This window comes from Streptomyces rubrogriseus (genome assembly GCF_027947575.1).
GTDB lineage: Bacteria > Actinomycetota > Actinomycetes > Streptomycetales > Streptomycetaceae > Streptomyces > Streptomyces rubrogriseus.
In genome coordinates, this window is record NZ_CP116256.1 from 6339108 (window position 1) to 6362267 (window position 23160).

Genomic DNA, 23160 nt, shown 5'->3' on the forward strand with positions numbered 1-23160 from the left:
GTTGCGGCGGTGACCGACTCAGTCGGTGGTGGCTCCGGCGGGGGTGGCTCCGGCGGGGGTCCCGGCGGCTCCGGGCGGGCCCTGCGGGTCGGTGTCCGCGCTCTCGACGACCTCGACCGTGCCCGCGTCGCCGTCCACCACGATCAGGTCGCCGGTGTTGATGCGCTGGGTGGCGTCCTTGGTGTTCACCACCGACGGGACGTGGAACTCGCGGGCCACGATGGAGCTGTGCGAGAGCATCGACCCGATGTCGGTGACGACCCCGCCCGCGATGGCGAACAGCGGCGTCCAGGAGGCGTCGGTGTACCGGGTCACCAGGATCTCCCCGGCCTCGAACTCGTCGGCCTGCCACACCAGGTCCTCGACGATGCGGGCGCGGCCCACGATCCGTCCGGGGCTGGCGGCGAGGCCTTCGAGCCGGGCGCCGTCGGCGGCGGGCCGGACCGAGGCGGTGATGTCGTGCACGCCGACGAAGGTCAACGGGGGCTCCGGGAGCCGCTTGTTGTGCTCGTGCAGCCGGCGGGCCGCGTCGATGCGGGCCCGGTCGAAGACGTGCACGGCGGCCTCGTCGCCGGCGAGGTAGCGGCGCACGTCCTCGAAGTCCAGGTGGGCGATCTCGTCCGCGGAGTGCAGGACGCCGTCGGCGACCAGGCGCCGGCCGACCTCGTAGACCACGTTCCGCACCAGCCAGATGGACGTGATCATGGACATCCGGGTGGTCTCCCGCAGTTCGCTGCACAGGGCGTACAGGGAGATGACGGTGTCCAGGACCTGGCGCTTGGGCATCGGCAGCCGGCCCAGCACCTCGCGGGAGTCGTCGGACCAGCCGCTGCTGCGGCGGAGGATGTCGTCGATGGAGAAGCCGTCGGCGACATAGCGCCGGATCATCTGGAAGATGTAGGAGGGGTCGTCGATCCACCTCGGGTGGGTGATCTCCATCTCCTGGTGGCCGCGGGTGCCGTTGGCCCGCAGGAACGGCTCCATGTGCCGGTCCCAGAAGCGCTGTCCTGCGGGGTCCTCGCGCAGCAGCCGGGCGATGTCCTCCAGCGGTTCGTCCTTGATGATCCGCAGGACGGCCGGGTCGTTCTTGGCGGCCTGGGCGACCGACCAGACCTCCTTGGCCGACTCGACGGTGCGCAGGCTGGACATGTCGGTCTTGACGCGGTTCTGCAGGCCCACCCCGTCGCTGCCGAGCCAGCGGGCGCACAGCTCGGTGAGCAGGCCGTAGAAGGCGAACGCGTTGATGTAGTACGGCATGTAGCCGATGTGCATGTCGTGGAACCAGGCGAGGTCGCGGTGGAGTTCGCCGTGCAGTTCGCGCCTGCTCATCCGGGTCAGGTCGAGGCCGCGGGCCCGGTCGAACTCGTAGAGCCGGGCGTCGACCATCTGCTGGGAGCGGGACTTCATCTGCGTCATCTCACGGGCCGTGTGCTGCAGCCAGTGGACGGTGGAGAGCAGGTCCTCCATGCCGCCGGGGAAGGTGCCGAACGGGTTCTCGTAGTCGGCGAGGTCGACCTCCTCGCTGACGAAGCGGCTGGTGAAGTGGCGCTGGTCGCGGGTGGGCAGGCACTGGGCCAGCAGGTAGGAGCTGTAGGAGATGTTGAGGTAGACGTGGCCCTGGTAGAAGCCCATGTGCAGGTCGGCCTCGCCGGTGTCGCGCACGCCGAGGGCGCCCGCGCAGTCGGTGTGGACGTTGCGCTGGTAGTAGCGGGCGAAGCTGAGGCCGAGCGGGGTCATCAGGCCGACGAAGATCTCCCCGATGTCCATGCGCGACCACAGGGTGCCGTTCAGGATCGGCTCCGGCTGCGGGGCGACGTAGGGGCTGAGCGCGCCGGACGGGGCCGCGGGGGCGGCGGGCCGGGTGGTGATCGGCCGGGTCTGGAACAGGTGGAAGACGCCGTCGCGCACGCCCCACTCGATGTCCTGCTCGCTGCCGTACAGGTCGCGGATGCGGACGGCCAGGGCGCCGAGTTCGCGCAGTTGGTCGTGGGTGAGGCAGGGGACGCTGCGGGCCGCCGCGTCGACCTTCGTCATGCCGATGCGGCCGGGCTCCAGCGGCGCGCACTTGGTGACCTTGTAGCGGACCCGTTCCTCGACGACCTCCAGCTTCTCGTCGTCGACGACGAAGAAGTCGCTGGAGACCTGCCCGGAGACCAGCCCTTCGCCCAGGCCCTGGCAGGCCTCCACGACGAGGCGGTGCGGGCGGGGGTTGACCGGGTCGACGGTGAACATCACGCCGCTGACGTCGGTGTGGATCATCTCCTGGACGACCACGGCGAGCGAGTCGGGGGCGTCCGTGTCCCGGTACACCGTGGCGCGGTCGGACCACAGCGAGGCCCAGCACCGCAGCACCGCGTCCAGTACGTCCTCGTCGCCGCTGACGTCGAGGACCGTGTCGTGCTGGCCGGCGAAGGACTGTGCGGCGGAGTCCTCCCGCAGTCCGGAGGAGCGCACCGCCACGCGGGGGCGGCCCATGCTGCCGTAGGCGTCGAGGACGGCGTCCGCGATCGCGGCGGGCATCCGGGTCCCCAGGATGCGCTCGCGCATGGTGCGGGGGTCGGCGCCCGCCGCCCCGGCGGCGATCCCGGTCTCCCGCAGGTAGGCGTCGAAGAGGGCGGTGGTCAGGCAGAAGGCGGGCGGGACGGGCAGCCCGGCCGCGGAGAGCTCGGCGAGGCGGGTGCCCTTGCCGCCCAGTTCCCCCCGGTGGCCTCCGGCCGGGCCGCCCGCGCCCAGGGTGACGACACAGGCGGCGTGTCCGGCCGGGCCGGCGACCGGGCCTGCGGGGCGTTCGCCTGCTCCGGCGGCGGTCGTCGTGTCGCTGACGTGCGTGTCCATGGCGGGTGTGTCTCCTCGGCGGTCAGGCGTGCGCGACGCGCTTGCTGGTGCCCGTGAAGGCGTGGAACTGCTCGCCCGGGACGATCCGGGTGGCCTCGACGTCGTCGAACCCCGCCTGGCGGAGCTGGTCCGCCAGTGCGTCGGCCTGCGGCAGCGGGCCGCCGAAGTCGGCGTAGGTGAACCAGAGGTTGAGCGCCTCGAGGCCGACGTTGCCGCCCTTGCAGGAGGTGGTGAGCAGGAGCCTGCCGCCGGGTGCCAGCAGGTCGTGGGCGCGGCGCAGGGCGTCGACCCGCTCGGCCTCGGGGAAGTAGTAGATGTTGTTGTGCAGGGTGACCAGGTCGAACTGGGGCTGCGCGTCGAGGGTGCGCAGGTCGGCCTGCCGGGTCTCGACCCGGTCGGTCAGCCCCCACTCGGCCATGTTCGCCGCGGCGCTGTCGGCCACGTCCTGCTGGAGGTCGACGGCGAGCGCCGACAGGCGGGGATTGAGCTCGGCGGCGTAGCGGACGTAGGTGCCGCTGCCGCAGCCGACCTCCAGGAGCCGTACGGGCGCGTTCCGGTCCAGGGTGCGGGCGATGGCCTCCTCGACCAGCGGCTGGATCACCCGGGTGGACCGTGCGATGACCAGGCCGTCCTGGTCGTCGAGGGAGAAGCGGCGGCCCTCGCGCAGCATGCGGGGGCCGTTCAGCAGTGCGGGCACGTGGAAGCGCAGGACCTCTTCCAGCGCGGCGGCGATCGCGTCGTTGCCGGGCTGGGCGAGGGCCTTGGCGGGCAGGCTGCGCAGCTTGTAGCAGCCCTCGCGCTTGCCCAGGTCGCCGAGGCGGATGCCCATGTCCAGCCACTCCTTGAGACGCGGCAGGTCCTCGTCGTCGATGTCGAGCCGTTCCGCCAGCGACTCCAGGTCGCAGGGGCGTACGGCGAGGGCGGCGAGCACGCCCGAACTCGCCGCCGAGGCCAGGAAGGCGGCCCGGTACACCGGCTCGACGAAGCCCTTGGACAGGGCCAGGAGCAGCGGCATGTGCGGGTTGCCGAGCACCTTGGTCACGGTGCGCAGGTCGGTCAGCGGCGCCTCGACGCGGCTGCCGACGCTCTTGGCCAGGCTCAGAATGTCCATGTTGCTTCCCTAGTTGCCTTCCTGTGCGGGGTGGTGCCGAGGGCGTCGAGTTCGGTGCCCAGGTGGGCGAGCAGCCGGTCGCGGGACGGGCCGCCGTTCAGGAAGAAGTGGTTGCCCGGCAGGTGGCGCCGCAGGAACGAGCCGGTGGTGTGGGGCCGCCAGGCCTCGACCATCTCCGGGGTGGCGATGGGGTCGGCGGCGGCGGAGAACGCGGTCGTCGGGCAGTCCAGCGGCGGCCGGGGGTGCCAGTCGTAGCGCTCGCAGGCGCGCAGGTCGGCGCGGAGCACCGGGAGCCTGCGGTCGAAGTAGGCGGCGCCCAGGGTGTCCGCGTCGTCGAGGCCGCCCAGGTCCCGGACGACCTCGCGCAGGGCGGTGTCGGACAGGGTGTGGTCGGCGCGGTCGCCGTACAGGTGCGGGGCCCGGCTGCCGGAGACGAACAGGTGCCGGGGCCGCGGCGCCCCGCGCCGGCGCAGCACGCAGGCCACCTCGTAGGCGAGCAGGGCGCCCATGCTGTGCCCGAACAGCGCGTAGTCGTGGGTGAGCCGGTACTCGTCCAGGGCGTCCGCGACCGCTTCGGCGAGGGGTTCCATGGTGTCGTACGGCCGCTCGCGCAGGCGCAGTCCGCGGCCGGGCAGTTGTACGGGTATGACGGCGACCTCGTCGCCCAGCCGCTCCTGCCAGCCGCGGAACGCGGAGACCGTCCCCCCGGCGTAGGGGAAGCAGACCAGGCGCAGCGGGGCGGCCGCCGGGTCGGGCGGCTCGGCGGCCGGTGCCGCGACGGGGCGGGGGAACCAGGCGGAACGCTCGGAGAGCAGGTCAGCGGGCGACATGGGCGCGTCCCTCGGGCGAGTCGAGCCAGGCGACGGTGCGCCGCATGCCCTCCTGGAAGTCGACCTCGCCCTTGAAACCCAGCTCCTCCTGGGCGCGCCCGATCGGGTAGGACTGGTCGCGGTCGAAGAGGTGGACGGCGTGCCGGGTCAGGACGGGCCGGGAGTCGATGCGCAGGGCGCCCCACAGCTTCTCGGAGACGGTGGCGACGGCGGTGGCGACGGGCGTGGGCAGGCTCAGCCAGGGGGCCTTCACGCCCAGCCCCTCGGCGAGCGCCTCGACGTACTCGCGCCAGGTGGTGTCGTGCGGGTCGCGCAGGTTGTAGGCGCGGCCCGCGGTGTGCTCGCCGGTCGCGGCGGCGATGATGCCGTCCACGGCGTTGGAGACGTAGAGCAGCCCGGCCGGCACCCGACCGCCGCGGATGTAGACCATCTGCTTGCCCAGCAGCAGGTTCGCGATCTCGATCACGAAGTCCTTGCTGCCGGGGCCGTAGACGGAGACGGGACGGACCACCGTGACCGGCTGGCCGGTGCGTTCGGCGGCGGCCCACACGGCGGCCTCGCCGAGCATCTTGCTGCGGTTGTAGGGCAGGCCGATGTCGCGCGGGGCGGTTGTCTCGTCGCAGGGCCGCTCGGGGTAGCCGTAGACGTCGGTGGTGCTGAGGTGGACCAGGCGCTCGACCGTCCCGGCCTCGTGGGCCGCCTCGACGAGGTTCCTGGCGCCGTCCACGTTGACCGCGCGGAACCGGTCCCAGGGGCCCCAGTCGGCCGAGAGTCCGGCGCAGTTGTAGACGTGGCGGATTCCCGTGGTGGCCCGGCGCAGGCTGTCGGTGTCACCGAGGTCGCCGACGGTGATCTGGGCGGCGGCCCCGGCGAAGGCCGCGCGGTCGCTCGTGGAGCGCGCCAGGACGCGGACGCGGTGCCCGCGCTCGGCCAGGCGGTGCACCAGGTGACCGCCGATGAAGCCACTGGCGCCGGTGACCAGGATGTCGGGGGCGGCGGCGGACGGGCTGTCTTGGCTGAGTGAGGACATGGATCACACCAGGAGGTCGAGGGAGTGTTCGAGGTCTGCTTCGCTGTGGTCCGCGTTGATGAAGAAGCGGAGCCGGCACTGGTCGCGCGGGACGGCGGGGTAGCCGATCGGCATGACGTTGACGCCGCGCTCCAGCAGCGAGTTGGAGAGCGCCATCGTCTTCTCCCAGTCGCCGGTGATCACGGGGATCACCGCGGAGAGGCGGGAGACGCCGACGTCGAGGCCGCGGGCGCGGGCGCCGGTGCGGAAGAACTCGGCCAGCTCCTGCACCCGTGCGACCCGCTCGGGCTCGTCCTGGACGACGCGCAGCGCCTCCAGCGCGGCGGCGGCGTTCGCCGGGGAGATGCCGGTGGAGAAGATGTGCAGCGGCGCGGTGAACTTGAGGTACTCGATGATCGGGCGGCGGGCGGCGATGTACCCGCCGAGGCTGCCCAGCGCCTTGCTGAGGGTGCCCATCCACAGGTCGACGTCGGCCGGGTCGGTGCCGTAGTGCTCGCCCACGCCGCGGCCGGTACGGCCCAGGACGCCGATGGAGTGGGCCTCGTCGATCATCAGCATGGCACCGTGGCGCTTCTTGACCTCGATGAAGCGCGGCAGGTCGGGGATGTCGCCGTCCTGGCTGTAGGCGCCCTCGATGACGACGAGCGCCCTGCGGTGCGAGGCCCGTGCTCCGGTCAGGATGCGGTCGAGGGCGGCCCAGTCGTTGTGCGGGAAGGACCGGCGCCGGGCGCCCGAGAGGATGCAGCCGCGCACGGTGCTGTCGTGGATCCAGGCGTCGTGCACCACCAGGTCCTCCGGGCCGAACAGGTGGCCGACGGTGGCGACGTTGGTGGCGTGGCCGCCGGCGAACACGATGGCCGCCTCGGCACCGATGAACCGGGCGATCTCCGCTTCGAGTTCGTGGTGCAGCGGGGTCTCGCCGAACAGCAGCGGGGTGGCGGAGGCGGAGGTGCCGTAGCGGTCCACGGCGTCCTTGGCCGCCTGGCGCACGCGGGGGTGGTGGGAGAGCGCCAGGTAGTTGAAGGCCGCGAAGTTGACGACCTTGGTGCCGTCGACCGTGGCGAGCGCGGAGTTGAAGCCCTCGTGCGTACGGCCGTAGGGATTCGAACCGCTGGTCCGGGTCTGGCGGAGCCTGCCCTGGAGTTCCGCGTACTCCGCCCAGTCCTCGAAGGCGCGCTCCTGGCGTACGGGGGCGGCCGGCGCCGGAACCGGGTCCGAAACGGGAGCGGGGGCGGGGGCTGCGGCGGGGGCCGCCTGCACCGGGGAGGGGGCTGCCGGGGGCGGGAAGGCCTGCGCCGGGTACGGCTGGGGGACGTAGTAGGCGTACCCGGGGGCACCGTGCGGCGGGTAGCCGTACGGGTACGGGTACGGCACTCCGGGCTGCGGGACCGGGGCGGCGACGGCGTAGCCGTGGGGTGGGGCCGGGAAGGCTCCGTACGGGCCGTACTGCGGGGCCGGGACGGGCGGCGGCGCCGGTACGGCCGCGGGGTGGACCGGCGGCGCGCCCGGGCCGGTGCCGACGGTGCCGGCGGGGGCGGGGTGCGCTGTGTGGGCGCCGCCGTCGCGGTCGTCGCCGGCGGCGAGCCGGCCGATGATGTCCTGCACCGTGGGGTCCTCCGGCAGGTCCTGGAGCGTGTGCATCCGTTGGGGGAAGCGGTCGGTGAGACGGCGCTGGAGGTCGGTCCGCATCAGGGAGTCGAATCCCAGCTCGAGACCGAGCCGGGCGTGCACCGGCAGGTCGGCCACGGGGAATCCGCAGACGCGGGCGACGGTGTCGAGCACGGTGCGGGAGACCTCGCCCGCGGGGCCCGTCGGGGCGGTGCCCGGCACCGTGGGCTGGGACGGCATGGGATCGCCTTCCTGATCGGGAGTGGGGGCCTGGAACCGGTAGGTCCGGCGTTCGAAGGGCGTGTGCGGCAACGGGACCCGGGCGGGCGGGTGTTCGCCGTCCAGCGCGGACCAGTCGACGCTTCCGCCCGCGCACTGGTAGCCGCCCAGCGACCGCAGCAGGGTGCGGCGGCCGGGGGCGCCGCGGCGCAGCGAGGGCAGCCACAGTGTGGGGCGTCCGTCGTGCTCGGGGCGGTCGGCGACGGCGGACCGGCCGAGGTTCAGCAGGGTGGGGTGCGGGCCGATCTCGACGAACGCGTCGCAGCCCGGCCCGCCTTCGGCGTCCCGGTCGCGCAGGCGGGCGAAGCCGTCGGCGAAGCGCACGGTGCCGAGCAGGTGGCGGACCCAGTACTCGGCGTCCACCCGGGTCACGGGTTGGCCGGTGGCGTCGGAGATCCACGGGATGGCCGGGGGGTGGAACTCGACGGCGCGCGCGGCCTCCAGCAGCGGCTCGGCGGCGCCCGCCATCAGCGGTGAGTGGAAGGCGTGCGAGACGGCGAGCGGCCGGACGGTGACCCCCTTGCGTTCCAGGTCGCCGCGGAGCGCCGCGATCCGGTCGACCGCGCCGGAGAACACCAGGTTGCGGGGCGCGTTGACGGCGGCGAGGGCCACCCGGTCGTGGCCGGCCGCGATCTCGCGCACTGTCTCCGGATCGCCGACGCAGGCGATCATCGCGCCCTCGCCGGGCTGTTCGTCCATGGCACGCCCGCGGACGACCGCCAGCGTGAGGGCGTCCTCCAGGGAGAGGACACCGGCGACGCACGCGGCGGCGAGGGCGCCGACGCTGTGCCCGAGCACGGCCGCCGGGCGTACTCCGCAGCTCGTCCACAGGTCGGCGAGGGCGACTTCGAGGGCGACCAGGGCGGGCTGGCAGTACCGGGTGCGGGCCAGGTCCTCGGCGCGGTCCGGGTCGAAGAGCAGGTCGAGCAGCGGGATCTCCCCCGGGCCGCGCAGCACCGCGTCGGCGCGCCGCAGGGTGCGGGCGAAGACGGGGTGGGCGTCGTACAGGTCGCGGCCCATGCCCGGGTACTGGGTTCCCTGGCCGCCGAAGAGGAAGGCGACGGAGGGCGCGGTGCCGTCCGCGGGGCCGCCGCGGGCCACGTCGACGGCGGGCTCCCGGCGGATCAGCGCCTCCAGTGCGGCGTCCAGTTCGTCCCGGGTCGCGGCGGTGAGGACCGCCCGGTGGGACAACTGGGAACGGCCTGCGTTGGCGGAGTGGCACAGGGCGGCGAGCGGCACGCCGGGGTGGGCCGCGAGGTGGGTGCGGTAGCGGCCGGCCAGGGTGGCCAGGGCGGTCTCGGTGTGCGCGGACAGGGACAGGGCGTGCACCGTGCCGTCGGGGGCACCGGACCCGGCGGCGGGCGCCGGGGGTTCGGGCGCGGACTCGACGATCACATGGGCGTTGGTGCCGCCGAAACCGAACGAGCTGACGCCCGCGCGCAGGGTGCCCTCGGCGGGCAGGGTCCGGCGGGTGGTGGGCACCGTCAGGCCCGAACCCGTCCAGTCCAGGTGGCGGTTGGGGGTGGTCAGGTGCAGCAGCGGCGGTACCTCCCGCTGCCGCACCACGAGCACGGCCTTGATCAGCCCGGCGATGCCGGCGGCCGCCTCCAGGTGGCCGATGCCGGTCTTCACCGAGCCGACCGGGCAGGGGGCGTCGGCCGGGCGGCCGCGGCCGTAGACGCCGGCCAGGGCCTCCCACTCGACGGGGTCGCCGAGGGCGGTGCCGGTGCCGTGCGCCTCGACGTAGTCGATCTGTCCGGGCTCCACTCCGGCCCGCTCGAGTGCCCCGGTCATCACGGCACGCTGGGCCGTGCCGCGGGGGGCGGTCAGGCCGTTGGCCCGGCCGCCGTGACCGAGCGCGGAGCCGGTGAGCACGGCGTGCACGCGGTCCCCGTCGGCCAGTGCGGCGGACAGCGGCTTGAGGCACACCAGGCCCGCGCCCTCGCCGCGGACGTAGCCGTCGGCGCCGTCGTCGAAGGTGCGGCAGCGTCCGCCGGGGCCGAGCATGCCGCCCCGGTCCAGGGCCTGCGAGAGCCCCGGTGTCAGCATCAGGTTGACGCCGCCCGCGAGGGCGACCGAGCACTCGCCGTCCCGCAGGCTGCGCAGCGCGGTGTGCACGGCGGTGAGCGAGGAGGAGCAGGCGGTGTCGAGGGCGAGGCTGGGCCCGGTCAGGTCGAAGAAGTACGAGAGCCGGCCGGCCGCCACGGACTGGGCGTTGCCGGTGGCGGAGTACATGTCGACGACGTCGGGATGGGGCATCTGGAGATCGGCGTAGTCGTGCCCGCTGATGCCGACGAAGACACCGGTGTCCGTGCCGGCCAGGGAGGAGGGCGCGATGCCCGCGTCCTCGAAGGTCTGCCAGGCGACCTCCAGGAGCAGCCGCTGCTGGGGGTCCATGCGTTCGGTCTCGCGGGCGGAGATGCCGAAGAAGCGGGCGTCGAAGTCGTACACGTGTTCCAGGAAGCCGCCCGGCCGGCCGCCGGAGTCGCCGTGGCGGTCGGCGGGTGCCTCGCCCACGGCGTCGCGGCCGTCGCGCAGCAGCCGCCAGTAGCTGTCGGGGTCGGGTGCGCCGGGGAACCGGCAGCCGATGCCGATCACGGCGACGGGTTCGTCGGCGCGCCCGCGGGCGGGCTCGGGGGCGGGACGCCGCGGGCGCGGACGCGGGCGGCCGTCGGCGCCGGGTCCGGTGACGTGGGCCGCGAGGGACTCGACCGTCGGGTGGTCGTAGAGGGTGGCCGGGGTCACGGGGGTGCCGAGCCAGTCGCCGAACGGGGCGGTGAGGGCCACGGCCTGCTTGGAGTCCAGGCCCAGTGAGGTGAAGGGCGCCGTCGTGTCGATCACCGAGGGGCGCAGGCCCAGCCGGGCTGCGACGGCCCGCCGCAGCCAGTCCACGGCCTGGGTCCGGGTTCGCTCCGGCGCGGCCGCGGGTGCGGGCGCGGCGTCGGCGAGCGCGGCGCGGCACAGCCCGGTGAGGGACGATGCGCCGTCCGGCTCGGGGCCGGACAGGAGTTCACCGACGTCGAGGGCGACGCCGAGGCGCTCGGACAGCATCCGTACGGCGGTCAGCAGCCGCGGGTAGCGCGAGGTGCCGTCGGGCGCGTCCGTCGCGGCGCGGTCGAGGGCGTCGGCGACGAGGGCGGCCGTACGCTCCGGGGAGGCGGAGGCGGAGGCGGAGGCGTGCGGGGCGGGGGCGTCCGGCAGGGCACCGTCCTGGACGACGCTCGCGGCCACCACGGGCAGTTCCAGGTCGAGCAGGCGCTGCCGGCAGGCGCCACGCTGGATCTTGCCGCTGGTGGTGCGCGGCACCGAGGAGCGTTTGAGCAGCACGACGGTGTGCGGTGTCACCTGGTGCTCGTCGGCGATGGCGGTGCGCAGCCGGGCGAGCAGGGCGTGCGGGTCCCCGGCGCCGGGGCCGCCGATCTCGTAGGCGAGTGCGAGTTGTTCGCCGTCGGCGGTGGGGACGGCGAACGCGGCGCCGTACCCGGCGCGCAGTCCCGCGCCGACCCGTTCGGCCGTCTGCTCCACGTCCTGGGGGTGGATGTTGCGGCCCTGGACGATGATCACGTCCTTGGTCCTGCCGACCACGTAGAGCTGGCCGTCGTGGTGGAACCCGACGTCGCCGGTGCGCAGCCAGGCGTTGCCCGGTTCGCCGTCGATCGCGGTGCCGAAGACCTCGGCGGCGGCCTCGGGGCGTCCCCAGTAGCCGCGGGCGACGCCGGGTCCACCGACCCGGATCTCGGCGACGGTGCCGTCGGGGACCCGGCGGCCGGTGGCGGCGTCGACCACCGCGACCTCGACGTCGGCGACGGGTGCTCCGCAGCCGACGACGCGGGTGGTGCGGACGCTGCCGGGGTCCGCGGGGCGCGCGGTGCCCGCCTCCAGGGCCGCCGCGTCGAAGGCCTCCACCACCGGCGGGTCGGCCGGCCGCACGCCGGTCACCATGAGGGTCGCCTCGGCGAGGCCGTAGCAGGGCAGCAGCGCGGTGCGGTCGAAGCCGGCCGGGGCGAAGTACTCGGCGAACCGGTCGAGGGTGTCGGGGCGGATCGGCTCGGCACCGTTCAGCGCCAGCCGCCAGCGGCTCAGGTCCAGGCCGGCCCGCTGCCCGGGGGTGATCCGGCGCAGGCACTGCTCGAAACCGAAGTTGGGTGCCACGCTGGTGGAGGCGCCGGTGCGGGAGAGAGTCTCCAGCCACAGCAGCGGGCGCTGCACGAAGGTCATCGGCGCCATGAGGTGCGCGGGGAAACCGCCGTACACCGGGGTGAGGATGCCGCCGATGAGACCCATGTCGTGGTACGGCGGCAGCCAGGAGACCATGCCGGAGTCCGCGTCGTGCCCGAGCCTGAGGTGGATGGAGCGCAGGTTGCGCACCAGGTTGCCGTGTTCGACCATCACGCCCTTGGGCGCGGCGGTGGAACCCGAGGTGTACTGGAGGAAGGCCAGCGACCGCGCCGTGGCTCCGGGGTCCTCCCGGGCGGCGGTGGACTCGCCGGTGTAGAGGTCCTCGGTCACCAGCCAGCGCACGCCGTCGAGTTCGGTGCCGACCCGACCGGTGCCGCCGGCGGCGACGGCCTCGCGGACCCGGCGGGTGGTGAGGGCGTGGGTGGCGCCGCAGTCCCGGGCGATGGCCGCGAGCCGGGGCACCGTCTGGCCGAACCGGGCGTTGTCCGGCGGGTAGGCCGGGACGGCCACGGCACCGGCGTACAGGCAGCCGAAGAACGCGGCGAGGTAGTCGAGGCCCGGCGGGTGCAGCAGAAGCACCGGGCCCTGCCCCGCCCCGGCGTGCCGCAGGTGGGCGGCCACCTCGCGGGCGTGCAGGTCGAGTTCGCGGTAGGTCCAGGCGACGGACGTGCCGTCGGTGTCGGTGAGGAAGCGGTGGGCGAGGGCGTCGGGGGTGTGTTCCGCCCGGTGCCGCAGCAGGGCCGTGACCGTCTCCGGTTCGGGTCCCTGCCAGTGCTCGTGCAGCGGGTCCGTCGGCCCCTGGCTCACGTTCTTCTCCCTGCGGTTCCGGGCCATCTACCGGGCCGTTCCGAGCGGCGCCGCCGGGCGGGGCGGGGTGTCGAGACCGAGGCGGCGGTAGTCGGTCTTGCCGTTGGGGTTGAGCGGCATTCGGTCCAGCCGGACGGCGCCGTGCGGCACCATGTAGGTCGGCAGGTGCCGTGCGCAGTGCTGCTTGAGCTCCACCAGGCCGATCCGGTCGGCGCCCTCGCACAGGGTGTAGTAGAGCCGCAGCCGTGCCTTGGGTCCCGAGCCGTCGAGCAGGACGGCGGCTTCGGCGATGCGGGGGTGGCGCAGCGCGGCGGCCTCGATCTCGCCCAGCTCGACCCGGTAGCCGGAGAGCTTCACCATGCGGTCCTTGCGCCCTCGGTAGACCAGCCGGCCGTCCTCCTCGTAGCTGACCAGGTCGCCGGTGGGGTGCACGCCCCGGCAGTGGGCGGTGGAGACCGGCTCCTCGGCGCGCCGCCAGTAGCCGGGGGTCACGCACACGCCGGAGACGTGGAGTTCGCCGATCGCGCCGGGCTCCCGGACGGTGCGTCCGGCGTCGTCCACGACGGTGGTCCCGGCGCCGGTGATGGGGAGTCCGATCGGCACGGGGGTGGCCCGGTGCAGGTCCTCGGGGCGTACCCGGTGGTAGGTGCAGACGTTGGTCTCGGTGGGGCCGTAGAGGTTGTAGAGCGGGGTGCCGGGCGGGAGCAGTTCATCGAGCGCGCGCAGCTGCGGGACGGGGAAGACCTCGCCGGCGAACAGGACGTAGCGCAGGCTCGCGGCGTGCTCGGGGGTGAGCGCCGCGGAGCTGGTCAGCAGGTGCAGGACCGAGGGGACGGAGTACCAGACGGTGATCCGGTGCCGGCGGATGCCCTCGGCCAGCGCGGTCACGTCCTTGGTCGCGGCGTCGGGGACGATCCACACCGCGGCCCCGCAGGACAGCGCGGTGAAGAGGTCGAAGGTGCTCAGGTCGAAGTTGAAGGAGGCGTGGCCCGCGAACACGTCGTCGGGGCCGACGTCCAGCTCGTCGCGGGCCCAGGCCACGAAGTTGGCCAGTGCGCCGTGCGAGATCTGCACCCCCTTGGGCGTGCCGGTGGAACCCGAGGTGTAGAGGATGGCGGCGAGGTCGCCGGGGGTGAGGGAGGGAAGCAGGGTGACCCGCCCGGCGCAGCCCTGCTCCCAGCTCTCCCAGGGGGCGACCGGGGTGCCGCCCACCGTGTCGGGCAGTGCGTCGCCGAGGGCCACGACCGTGGTGACGGACGCCGGCAGGTCGTCGTCCCCGAGCAGGGCGGCGTGGTGCGCGTCGGTGAACAGGACCACGGGTTCGGCGTCCGCCAGGATGGTCCGCACCCTGCTCACCGGCTGGCCGCCGTCCAGGGGGACGTAGGCGCACCCGGCCTCCAGGGCGGCGACGATCGCCTCGGCGTAGCGCGGCTGCTTGTCCATCCAGACGGCGATCCGGTCGCCGGTGCGTGTCCCCAGGCTGAGCAGGCGGGCGGCCACCGCCTCGACCCGGGCGGTGAACTCCCCGTACGTCAGGGGGTCGGAGCCGACGAAGGCGGGCCGGGCCGCGTGCTGCGCGGACGTGTCCTGTGGCAGGCGTATCACGGAGGGAGTGGCGGCGCTCATGGTGTACAGGCCCTTCTCCTTGACGTGCGTGGGTTGCTCGGGTCCGGCCGGGCAGGGAGGGGGCCTGCCCGGCCGGGGTGTGCGGGCGGAAACGGTGCGGGGGGGAGGGCGGTTAGGGCGTGCCCGGCAGTACGCCGGTCTCGCGGGCGGCATCGACGAAGATCTCCGCGGCCAGCTCCAGGTCCTGCGGCGTGTGTTCGCAGGTGACGCTGACCCGCAGCCGGGCGTCGCCGAGGGGCACGCCGGGGTAGACCACGGTCTGGCAGAACAGGCCGCGGGCGCGCACCGCCCGGCCCAGCTCCATCGCCCGGCGTTCGTCGCCGATGACGATGGGCAGGATGGCGCTCTCGGAGTGCTCCAGGTCGAACCCGGCGTCCAGGAGCCGGTCCCGCAGCGTGCCGATGTTGGTCCACAGCCGCTTGAGGCGTTCCGGCTCGGACTCGATGACGTCGATGGAGGCGATCAGTCCGGCGGCGACCCCGGCGGGGATGTTCGCGGCGAAGACGTAGGAGTTGGAGTAGTAGCGCAGGTACTCGACGACCTCCTCCTCGCCGACCACGAACCCGCCCATGCCGGCCAGGGTCTTGCTCATGGTGCCCAGCTCGAGGTCGACCTCGCCCTTGAGCCCGAAGTGCTCGGCGGTGCCGGAGCCGCGTACGCCGAGGACGCCGGTGGCGTGGGCGTCGTCGATCATCACGCGGGCGTCGTACTCCTTGGCCAGCCGGACGATCTCGGGCAGGTCGCACACGTCGCCGTGCATGCTGAAGACGCCGTCCGCGACGATGAGCCTGCCGCCGGTGCCCTCCGCCGCGCTGCGGCTGAGGATCCGCTCCAGGTCGGCCATGTCGTTGTGCCGGTAGATCTTGCGCACGGCGCCGGAGAGCCGTGCCCCGTCGACGATGCTCATGTGGTTGAGGCGGTCGACGACGAGGGTGTCGTAGCTCTTGACCAGTGCCGAGATGGCACCGAGGTTCGCGGAGTAGCCGCCGGGATAGACGATGCAGGCGGGCCGCTGCTTGAAGGCCGCCAGGCGGCGCTCCAGTTCCTTGTGCAGCATGTTGGTGCCGCCGATGAAGCGGGAGCCGGTGTGGGTGGCACCGTAGGTGCGGGTGGCGTCGACGACGGCCTCGATCACGCTGGGGTGGTTGGCGAGGCCGAGGTAGTTGTTCGAGGCGAACATGAGGAACTCGCGCTTGCGGCCCTCCAGTTCGTCGAAGATGACGGCGCGGCTCCCGCACCGGGAGTGCAGCGGCATGCCGTACCAGTACAGGCGGTCCTTCTCGCGGGAGCGCAGATAGCCGGCGAAGCTGCGGGTCTTGGCGAACAGGTCGGGGTCTCGCTGTTCGGTGAAGTCCTTCATGGAGCGGTGGTCCCAGCCGTCCGCGCCGGGCGCGGGCGCGGTCCCGGTCCGGCCGGGGGCGGAGGCCGCCGTGTCCGTCGCCGCTGCCGCCTCCGTGGCCGCCGTCCCCGGGGCCGCCACGACGAGGCCGCGCAGGGCGTCGGCCAGGGCGCGCAGTGTCGTGGCGCCGGCCGCGTCCGGGGCGGCGCCGGTGAGCCCGAGCCGCTCGGTCGCCTCGGCGACGACGGAGGTCAGGACGACCGAGTCGACGCCCAGTTCGCCCTCCAGGTCGGCGTCCAGGTCGAGCTGGTGCCGCTGGTACTGGGTCTGCCGCATGGCGGCCGCCACCACGGCCTCGGTGACGGGGTCGCCGCTGCTCCCCTCCGCCGGGACCACCGGCAGGGGGCCGGCGACCGGTGCGGGCCGGTCGTCGCCGGCGTCGGCGAGCGCGGCGCCCACGGCGTCGACGAGTTCACCGATGGTGGCGGGGCCGGTGGGCAGCGCGGTCGACAGGCCGAAGTGCTCACGGACGGAGACCAGGACGGACTCCATGATGACGGAGTCGATGCCGAGGTCGGCCTCGAAGTGGCTCTCCGGCCGCAGGTGGCTCTCGTCGTACAGGGTGCGGGCGGCGATGACGTGCACGACGCGTTCGCGGATCCGCGCGCTGTCGGGGAGTGCGTCGACGGAGTCGGTCATGCCGCGGTTCCCCCCTCGTTCTGCCGGAGCCGGTCGACCAGGGCGCAGATCGCGTTGACGGACCTGAAGTTCTGCAGGGTGACCTCCGGCAGCGGCACCGTGACGCGGAACTCGCCCTGCAGGTAGTGGACGAGGTCGAAGATGGCGGCGGAGTCGATGATGTTCAGCTCCGCGATGGGGGTGTCCGGCTCCAGGCCTTCGGCGTCGCCGCCCATCCAGGCGTCGGCGATGTAGTCGGTGATCAGTTTCCGAGGAGTCATGGTCGTCCTTGGTTCATCGGTCGTCTGCGCGCGCTTCGGCCGGGCCCGGCCGGCCGCCCTCAGACCGGATCGACGGCGGGCCAGGTCAGGGCGGCGGCACCCCAGGTGAGGCCGCCGCCGAAGGCGGTGAGGAGCACCCGGTCGCCGGGCCGGAGGGTGCCCCGGGCGTGCGCGTGGTCGAGCGCGAGCGGGATGGAGGCGGCGGCGGTGTTGCCCACTTCGGCGATGTTGCTGACGCTGCGCTCGCGGGGGATGCCGATCTCGTCGGCGAGCCGGGCGGTGATGCGGTGGTTGGCCTGGTGGCTGACCAGCCAGTCCACGTCCTCCACCCGCCAGCCCGCCCGGTCGAGCACGCTCTCCGCGCACTCGCCCATGCGCTGGACGGCGAGCCAGAAGACCCGCTTGCCCTCCATGGTGAAGTAGCGGTCGGCGAGGTCGTCCGGTGCCACCGCGCCCGGCCGCGGCGGTCCGCCGGCCGGCACGGTGATCAGGTCCACGCCGGTGCCGTCGCTGCCCAGCCGCAGCGGGCCGAGGGCACCGGTCTCCCCCGGCTCGCCGGCGCGCAGCACGACGGCGCCGGCGCCGTCACCGAAGATCACCGAGGTGGAGCGGTCCCGCGGGTTGAGGATGCGGGAGAAAGTCTCCGCGCCGATGACCAGGACCCGTTCCGCCGCTCCGGACGCGATCAGACCGGACCCCGTGGCGAGCCCGTAGAGGAAGCCGGAGCACACCGCGGACACGTCGAACGCCGGGACCGGGCCGGTGCCCAGCCGGGCCGCCACCGTCGGCGCGGTCGCCGGGCAGGGCCGGTCCGGGGTGGTGGTGGCCACGATGACCGCGTCCACCTCGTCCGGTGCCAGGCGGGCGGACTTCAGTGCCCGCTCGGCCGCGCCCACCGCCAGGTCGGAGGTGTGGGTGCCCTCGTCGGCCACGTAGCGCCGGGCGATCCCCGTACGGGCCCGGATCCACTCGTCCGAGGTGTCCATCGTCCGCTCCAGCTCCGCGTTGGTGACGCACCGGGACGGCAGACAGGAACCGAGGCCGGCCAGCACGGACGACCGGGTCACCGGGCACCGCCCGCGGAACGGCCGCGGTGTGCGGTGGGCCTGGTGCGGCGGCGGAGACGGGAAACCACGTATGTGCTCCTCGCGTGGTGGACGGTTTGCCGGCCGGTGGGCGTGGGGAGTAAGTCCGGGCCCCCCGGCCGCACCGAGTCTGGCCGGGGCCCCTGACCGGGCGCTGACGGCTCACTGACCGCGGTCCCGCCCGGCGGGTGTCCCGCCCCGGGGGTCAGCGAACCGTCAGCGGGCCGTCAGCACACCGCCCCAGACTTGCCGGAGCGTCGCAACGCCGCCGCGCCCCTGACCGACACCGACACCGTCGGGCCGGGGCGGCGTTGGGCGAACGATCCATGCAGGAAAGGCGGACCACACTGATGAGCACCACCTACGACAAGCTCGTTGATCTGCTGGTCGACGGTTTCGCGGTGGACCGCGCGGCGATCCGTCCGGACGTGACCTTCGAAGAGCTGGAGATGGACTCGCTGTTCCTCGTGGAACTGCTGCTCGTCATCCAGTCCGAGTTCGGCGTGAAGATCAGCGAGGACGCCGCGGTCCCCACGGACACCATCGCCCACGCGGTGGCCCTGGTCGACAACGAGATCGCGGCCACCGCGTCATGACCGACCCCTCCCTCGCCGTGACCGGGCTGGGTCTGGTGACCGCGGCCGGCTTGGGCGTCGACGCCACCTGGGAGGGGGTGTTGCGCGGCCGGTCGGCGGGCGCCAGGGACGAGCGGCTCGCCGGACTGCCCGTGGACATCGCCTGTGCGGTGCCGGGCCTGCAACCGGCGCGTCACGTGGACCGGCGCAGCGTCCTGATCCACGACCGCTTCGTCCAGCTGGCGATCGTGGCCGCCCGGGAGGCCGTGGCCGACGCCGGACTCGATCCGCTGACCTGGGACGGCGCCCGGGTGGGCGTGGTCGTCGGCTGCGGGCTCGGCGGGGTGACGACGTGGGAGACCCAGCACCGGCGCCTGCTGGAGCGCGGCCCCGAAGCGGTGTCCGCGCTCCTGGTGCCGATGCTGGTGCCCAACATGGCGGCCGGGCACCTCGCGATGGACCTGCGTGCGCTGGGCCCGAACCTGGTGACGGCGACCGCCTGCGCCTCGGGCGGCACCGCGCTGGGCACCGCGGCCCGGCTGCTGCGGGACGGGACGTGCGACATCGTCGTGGCCGGTGGCACCGAGGCGGGCGTCAGTCCTCTCATGGTCACCGGTTTCGCGCAGATGGGCGCGCTGTCGCGCCGGGTCGACGATCCGCCGGCGGCGTCCAGGCCCTTCGACGCCGACCGGGACGGCTTCGTGATCGGCGAGGGCAGCGGCATGCTCGTCCTGGAGCGCGCGGCGGACGCCGAGGCGCGCGGCGCGACGGTGCGCGCGCGGCTGGTGGGCCACGGCGCGTCGGCGGACGCCCACCACGTCACCGCGCCCGACCCGGAGGGCGCCGGCGCCCTACGGGCGATGGAGGCGGCCCTCGCCCAGGCGGGCGTCACCGGCCGCGACATCGACCACGTGAACGCGCACGGCACCTCGACCCCGCTGAACGACGCGGTGGAGGCCGCGGTGCTGGGCCGGCTGGTGGGCGACCGGGCGACCGTGACCTCGGCCAAGGGCGTCCTCGGGCACACGCTGGGCGCCGCCGGTGCGATCGAGGCGGCGCTGACCGTGCTCAGCATCGAGCGCTCCACCGTTCCCCCGACCGCGAACCTGCGACGGCGGGACCCGGCCGTCGACCTGGACGTGGTCGCCGACGCTCCGCGGGAGCAGAAGGTGGAGCTGGCGATGAGCAACTCCTTCGGCTTCGGCGGGCAGAACGCGGTCCTGGTCTTCGCCTCCCCGTGACGGCCCCGGCCCGCTGACACCCCCCGCCGGCGGCCCCTGGCCCCTCCCCGGCCCCCTCCCCGCCTCTCCTCGAACCCCTGCCCCACCCCCGGCCCCGGGCGTCCCCGCTCGCGGCACCTCCCCGTCGACCTCCGGAAGAAGCTGGCTCGTGACCGGACGAAACCTGATCCTCCAGCGCGTCGTCGGCGCGCTGTACATCCTCGCGGGGATAGGCAAGTTCTTCCCGCAGCTGGAGTCGGTGGAAGGGCGCCTCGACGACGCCTCGGAAGCCAACGACGGGACCGTCATCTCCGGTCCCGTCGACTGGCTGGACCGCCACCCCACCGGCGTGATGTGGTTCGTCGCCGCGGCCATGGTCGCGGCGGGCCTCGCCCTGCTCTGGAACCGCCGGGGGCTCGTGATCGCCGCCCTCTACGGCCAGTTGCTGATGCTGGTGCTGTTCGTGGTGATCCTCGTGAGCAGTGTCCCCGAGATCCTGGTGATGGACGCGGCCTTCTTCGCCGCCGCGATCTACCTCCTGTACCGCTACCACGCGTCACCGGGCGCGCGTACCGCCACGCCCGCGGGCCCCACCCCGGAAGGCCGGTGACCCGGACATGACCTTCTCGATACCCGCCGACGCGCTCGACGCCCTGGAGGACGAGGTCGTACGGGCGCTGCGCACCACCGACGACCGGGCCCTGACCATCCTCGGCTACGGCGAGGTGACGCTGGTCCTGCGGCTGGAGACCGACGGGGGCACGTTCGCGTGCAAGCGGCTGCCGGTCTTCCCCGCCCAGGAACGGCTGGACCGGCACTCCGCGCTGGTCGACGACTACGTCACGCGGCTGGACAAGGGCGGCGTGGCCGTCGCCGAGACCCGGATGTGGCACCGGCGGCTGCCGGGCGGCCGGGCCGTCGCCTACTGCGTCCAGGAGGCGCTGCCCGAGGACCGGCTGTGCTCACGGCTGCTGCACACGGCGGGCGAGGCGTGGTGCGAGGGGTTCTTCGCCCGGTTCCTGGACCGCGTCGAGGCGACCGTCACCCCGCGTCTGGGGCTCGACGGACAGGCCTCCAACTGGATCGACGTGGACGGCGAGTTGGTCTACCTGGACGTGACGACACCGCTCATCCGCGACGAGCGCGAGCGCGAACTCCTCGACGTGCCCCTGTTCTTCACCTCGCTGCCGTGGCTGGTGCGGGACGTGGTACGGATGGCGATGACGAAGTCGATCTTCGACAAGTTCTACACGCCGCGCGGTGTGGTCCTCGACTTCCTCGGCAACCTGCACAAGGAACGGCTGGACCACCTGGTCCCCCGCTTCCTGGAGCAGGCCAACGCCCGCCTGGACCGCCCGCTGGACGCCGATGAGGTCAGGGCCTACTACCGGGAAGACGCACGGATGTGGGAACTCATCCAGCGGCTGCGCAAGGCGGACCGTTTCGTGCACAACAAGATCCTGCGCCGCCCGTATCCGTTCCTGCTGCCCCGCCATGTCGCGCGTTGAGACCCTGACGGGCCAGGTGGTTCTCGACGCGTCGCGTCCGCTGTGGATCACGCACCTGATGCCGGACCCACGGCGGCTCACCCTCGCGGTGGTGTCCATCGCCCGGCTGCGCGAGCGCGGCCCGCACGGCCTTGCCGCCCTGCGGGCCCGGTATCTGACGTCCGCCGAGACGGAGCAGGCCGCGACCCTGCGCGCCCCCCGCCGGCGCGTCGAGTGGCTGGCCGGACGGCTCGCCCTCAAACACGCCGTCAGTGCCCACGGCAGACGGCACTGGGGCCTGGCCCGGGAACCCCGCACCGTCGAGGTGGGCGCCGTGACCGGGGGGCTTCAGGGCGGCCGGCCGGTCGTGGACGCGCCGGTCGAGGTGGGCCTGACGCACTCGGGGGACTTCGCGGTCGCCGTGTGCGGACCGCACGCGGTCGGCGTCGACCTGGAACACGACCGTCCCATGCCGCCGACGCTCGCCAGGGTGCTCGACGAGGAGTGCGACCCGCGGGCACCGACGCCCGACGCCCGGCGCCTCGCGGCCATGCCCGCCACACTGCGCTGGACGTGCAAGGAGGCCGTGCTCAAGTACTACGGCTTCGGACTTCGGATCGACGCCGGTGAGGTCGCGCTGACCGGCTGGCTGCCGGACGGCCGCTTCACCTGGCGGCCCGGGGGTGGGCTGCTGCGCCACGCCCCCGTCGCCGAGACGCGGCGGCCGGCCGGGTGGGCCGGCGTGATCGCCGGCCACCACCTGGCGCTGGTGGAAAGGCCGTTGGGCGGCTGAGCCGCGCCCGCCTTCCGGGTGTCGCGGCGTTCCGGGCGGGCGCACCGCCCCGGTGGTTCACCGCGTGCACGGCATACGAAGAGGAGGAAGAGGAGACCGTCATGACGACCCGCAGGACAGACCACACGGCCGCAGCCGTGTCCACGTTCGCCCAGGCGCTGGAGACGGCGGCCGGAGCGGCGGCGCTGAGTCCCTCCTCCCACAACTGCCAGCCGTGGGGCCTGGGCCGTGCCACGAGCACGGAGGCCCGCCGGGCGGCGGCGGACCTGACCGGCGCGGAAGCGGACGAGTACCTGGTCCTGGCCCTCGACCGCGAGCGGGAGCTGACGGCGCTGGCCGCGCACGCGGTGGAGATGGAGGTCAGCTGCGGCGTCTACTGGCGGATCCTGCTCCGCACTCTGGCGGCCCAGGGCTGGACGACGGCGGCGGTACGTGTCCTGGACGGCGACGGGGACCCCGGTGCGGTGGGACTGCCCGGCGGCCGCCCGTTCGGTGCCGGATGGCCGACGGCGTGGACGCCGCTGTGCGTGGTGGCGCTGCGCCCCGGGCCGCCCTCCGGAGAACGGCCGGCCGACCTGCGCGAGAGCGCGCTCGCCCGCCGCACCCACCGCGGGCCCTACGGGCGGGAGCCGCTGGCCCCCGGGCTGCTGCGCGACCTGGAGGAGCCGGCCGCACCCGGAGCCGCGGCACACCCGGTCCACCTCCGGCACCTGACCGAGCGGCGCGACCTGCGGGCCTTCGCGGCGTTCGTCGCCCGGCACGCGGGACGCGACTTCGGGCACCGGGCCGCCTGGCGGGAGACCCACTCCTTCGTCCGCCGGGACACCGCGGACGCGACCGCGCGGGGCGACGGGTTCACGCTGGAGCAGCTCTTCGGGCCCATGTCCCGGCCGCGCCGGGCGGCGACGCGCCTCGCGCTGGCCCCGACGACGATGCACCTGCTGGGCAAGGTCGGCTACCACCGGGTGCTGGCCGCCGGTCTCGCCGACGTCGTGCGCCGCACTCCGGCCGTGGTGACCATGGGCTTCGCCGGGCAGGCGCCCACACGGGCGGAGCAGCTCGAGGGCGGGGCGCGGCTGGCCGACTACTGGTGGCGGGCGACCCGCCACGGCCTGTCCCTGCACCCCATCAGCATCGTCCTCCAGCACGACGACCTGCGCGGCCGGCTGGAGCGGGAACTCTCCCTGCCCGGCCGCACCTTCTTCGTGAGCCGGGTCGGTGTGGCCGGCTCGCCCGCGCCGCGCTCCCACCGGCGCGCGGACGCCGCCGTGCATGTGTCCTTCTGAGCGGAGCGGGTACGAGAGAGGCGGCATTCACACGTTTCGCGACAAGATCTTCTTGAGGTGGAAACCACTTCGTATCAGTCTCTCACCAGGGCCTCGCAAGCCCCTCTCCAA

15 protein-coding genes are annotated in these 23160 nt (G+C 73.9%); 6 read left to right on the forward strand and 9 right to left on the reverse strand.

Annotated features, from left to right (window positions below; translation table 11 throughout):
* Positions 1–18: 18 nt before the first annotated feature.
* From Sru02f_RS28525 to Sru02f_RS28565, 9 genes are all read right to left on the reverse strand, one after another.
* The gene (locus tag Sru02f_RS28525; RefSeq protein WP_109029857.1) at positions 19–2835 is read right to left on the reverse strand and encodes a PEP/pyruvate-binding domain-containing protein; all 2817 of its coding nucleotides are present in this window, start codon (positions 2833–2835) and stop codon (positions 19–21) included.
* A 22-nt stretch (positions 2836–2857) separates the two neighbouring features.
* Complete coding sequence (locus Sru02f_RS28530; protein ID WP_109029858.1) at positions 2858–3946, reverse strand: SAM-dependent methyltransferase; 1089 nt, start codon at positions 3944–3946, stop codon at positions 2858–2860.
* Positions 3934–4776 carry a thioesterase II family protein gene (locus Sru02f_RS28535; protein ID WP_109029859.1) on the reverse strand — a complete coding sequence of 281 codons (843 nt, stop codon included), beginning with the start codon at positions 4774–4776 and terminating at the stop codon, positions 3934–3936. The genes Sru02f_RS28530 and Sru02f_RS28535 overlap by 13 nt, the downstream gene beginning before the upstream one ends.
* Positions 4763–5806: an NAD-dependent epimerase/dehydratase family protein gene (locus tag Sru02f_RS28540; RefSeq protein ID WP_109029860.1), complete on the reverse strand. Its 1044-nt coding sequence runs from the start codon at positions 5804–5806 to the stop codon at positions 4763–4765. The genes Sru02f_RS28535 and Sru02f_RS28540 overlap by 14 nt, the downstream gene beginning before the upstream one ends.
* Positions 5807–5809: 3 nt before the next feature.
* A complete protein-coding gene (locus Sru02f_RS28545; RefSeq protein ID WP_244941746.1) occupies positions 5810–12679 on the reverse strand; it encodes a type I polyketide synthase in 6870 nt (2289 codons plus the stop codon).
* A gap of 27 nt (positions 12680–12706) precedes the next feature.
* Complete coding sequence (gene redM / locus Sru02f_RS28550; protein ID WP_109029862.1) at positions 12707–14305, reverse strand: L-proline--[L-prolyl-carrier protein] ligase RedM; 1599 nt, start codon at positions 14303–14305, stop codon at positions 12707–12709.
* Between the two features lie 112 nt (positions 14306–14417).
* On the reverse strand, positions 14418–16343 hold the full coding sequence (locus Sru02f_RS28555) for an aminotransferase class I/II-fold pyridoxal phosphate-dependent enzyme (protein ID WP_109029863.1): 1926 nt from the start codon (positions 16341–16343) through the stop codon (positions 14418–14420).
* Positions 16340–16603, reverse strand: coding sequence for an acyl carrier protein (locus tag Sru02f_RS28560; RefSeq protein WP_003973132.1), 264 nt, complete (start codon positions 16601–16603; stop codon positions 16340–16342). Before Sru02f_RS28560 ends, Sru02f_RS28555 begins: the two co-directional genes overlap by 4 nt.
* A gap of 59 nt (positions 16604–16662) precedes the next feature.
* A complete protein-coding gene (locus Sru02f_RS28565) occupies positions 16663–17670 on the reverse strand; it encodes a beta-ketoacyl-ACP synthase III (protein ID WP_109029864.1) in 1008 nt (335 codons plus the stop codon).
* Between the two features lie 368 nt (positions 17671–18038).
* On the opposite strand from Sru02f_RS28565, the gene Sru02f_RS28570 reads away from it, so the two are divergent.
* The 6 genes from Sru02f_RS28570 to Sru02f_RS28595 all read left to right on the forward strand — a co-directional run bounded on the left by Sru02f_RS28570 (position 18039) and on the right by Sru02f_RS28595 (position 23049).
* Entirely contained in the window at positions 18039–18284 is a 246-nt protein-coding gene (locus Sru02f_RS28570; protein ID WP_109029865.1) for an acyl carrier protein, read from the forward strand.
* Positions 18281–19504: a beta-ketoacyl-[acyl-carrier-protein] synthase family protein gene (locus tag Sru02f_RS28575; RefSeq protein ID WP_109029866.1), complete on the forward strand. Its 1224-nt coding sequence runs from the start codon at positions 18281–18283 to the stop codon at positions 19502–19504. The genes Sru02f_RS28570 and Sru02f_RS28575 overlap by 4 nt, the downstream gene beginning before the upstream one ends.
* A gap of 148 nt (positions 19505–19652) precedes the next feature.
* A complete protein-coding gene (locus Sru02f_RS28580; RefSeq protein ID WP_109029867.1) occupies positions 19653–20093 on the forward strand; it encodes a DUF6041 domain-containing protein in 441 nt (146 codons plus the stop codon).
* A 7-nt stretch (positions 20094–20100) separates the two neighbouring features.
* Entirely contained in the window at positions 20101–20991 is an 891-nt protein-coding gene (locus tag Sru02f_RS28585) for a DUF6206 family protein (RefSeq protein ID WP_109029868.1), read from the forward strand.
* A complete protein-coding gene (locus tag Sru02f_RS28590; RefSeq protein ID WP_109029869.1) occupies positions 20978–21763 on the forward strand; it encodes a 4'-phosphopantetheinyl transferase family protein in 786 nt (261 codons plus the stop codon). Before Sru02f_RS28585 ends, Sru02f_RS28590 begins: the two co-directional genes overlap by 14 nt.
* Before the next feature lie 101 nt (positions 21764–21864).
* Complete coding sequence (locus Sru02f_RS28595) at positions 21865–23049, forward strand: nitroreductase family protein (protein WP_109029870.1); 1185 nt, start codon at positions 21865–21867, stop codon at positions 23047–23049.
* Positions 23050–23160: the final 111 nt, after the last annotated feature.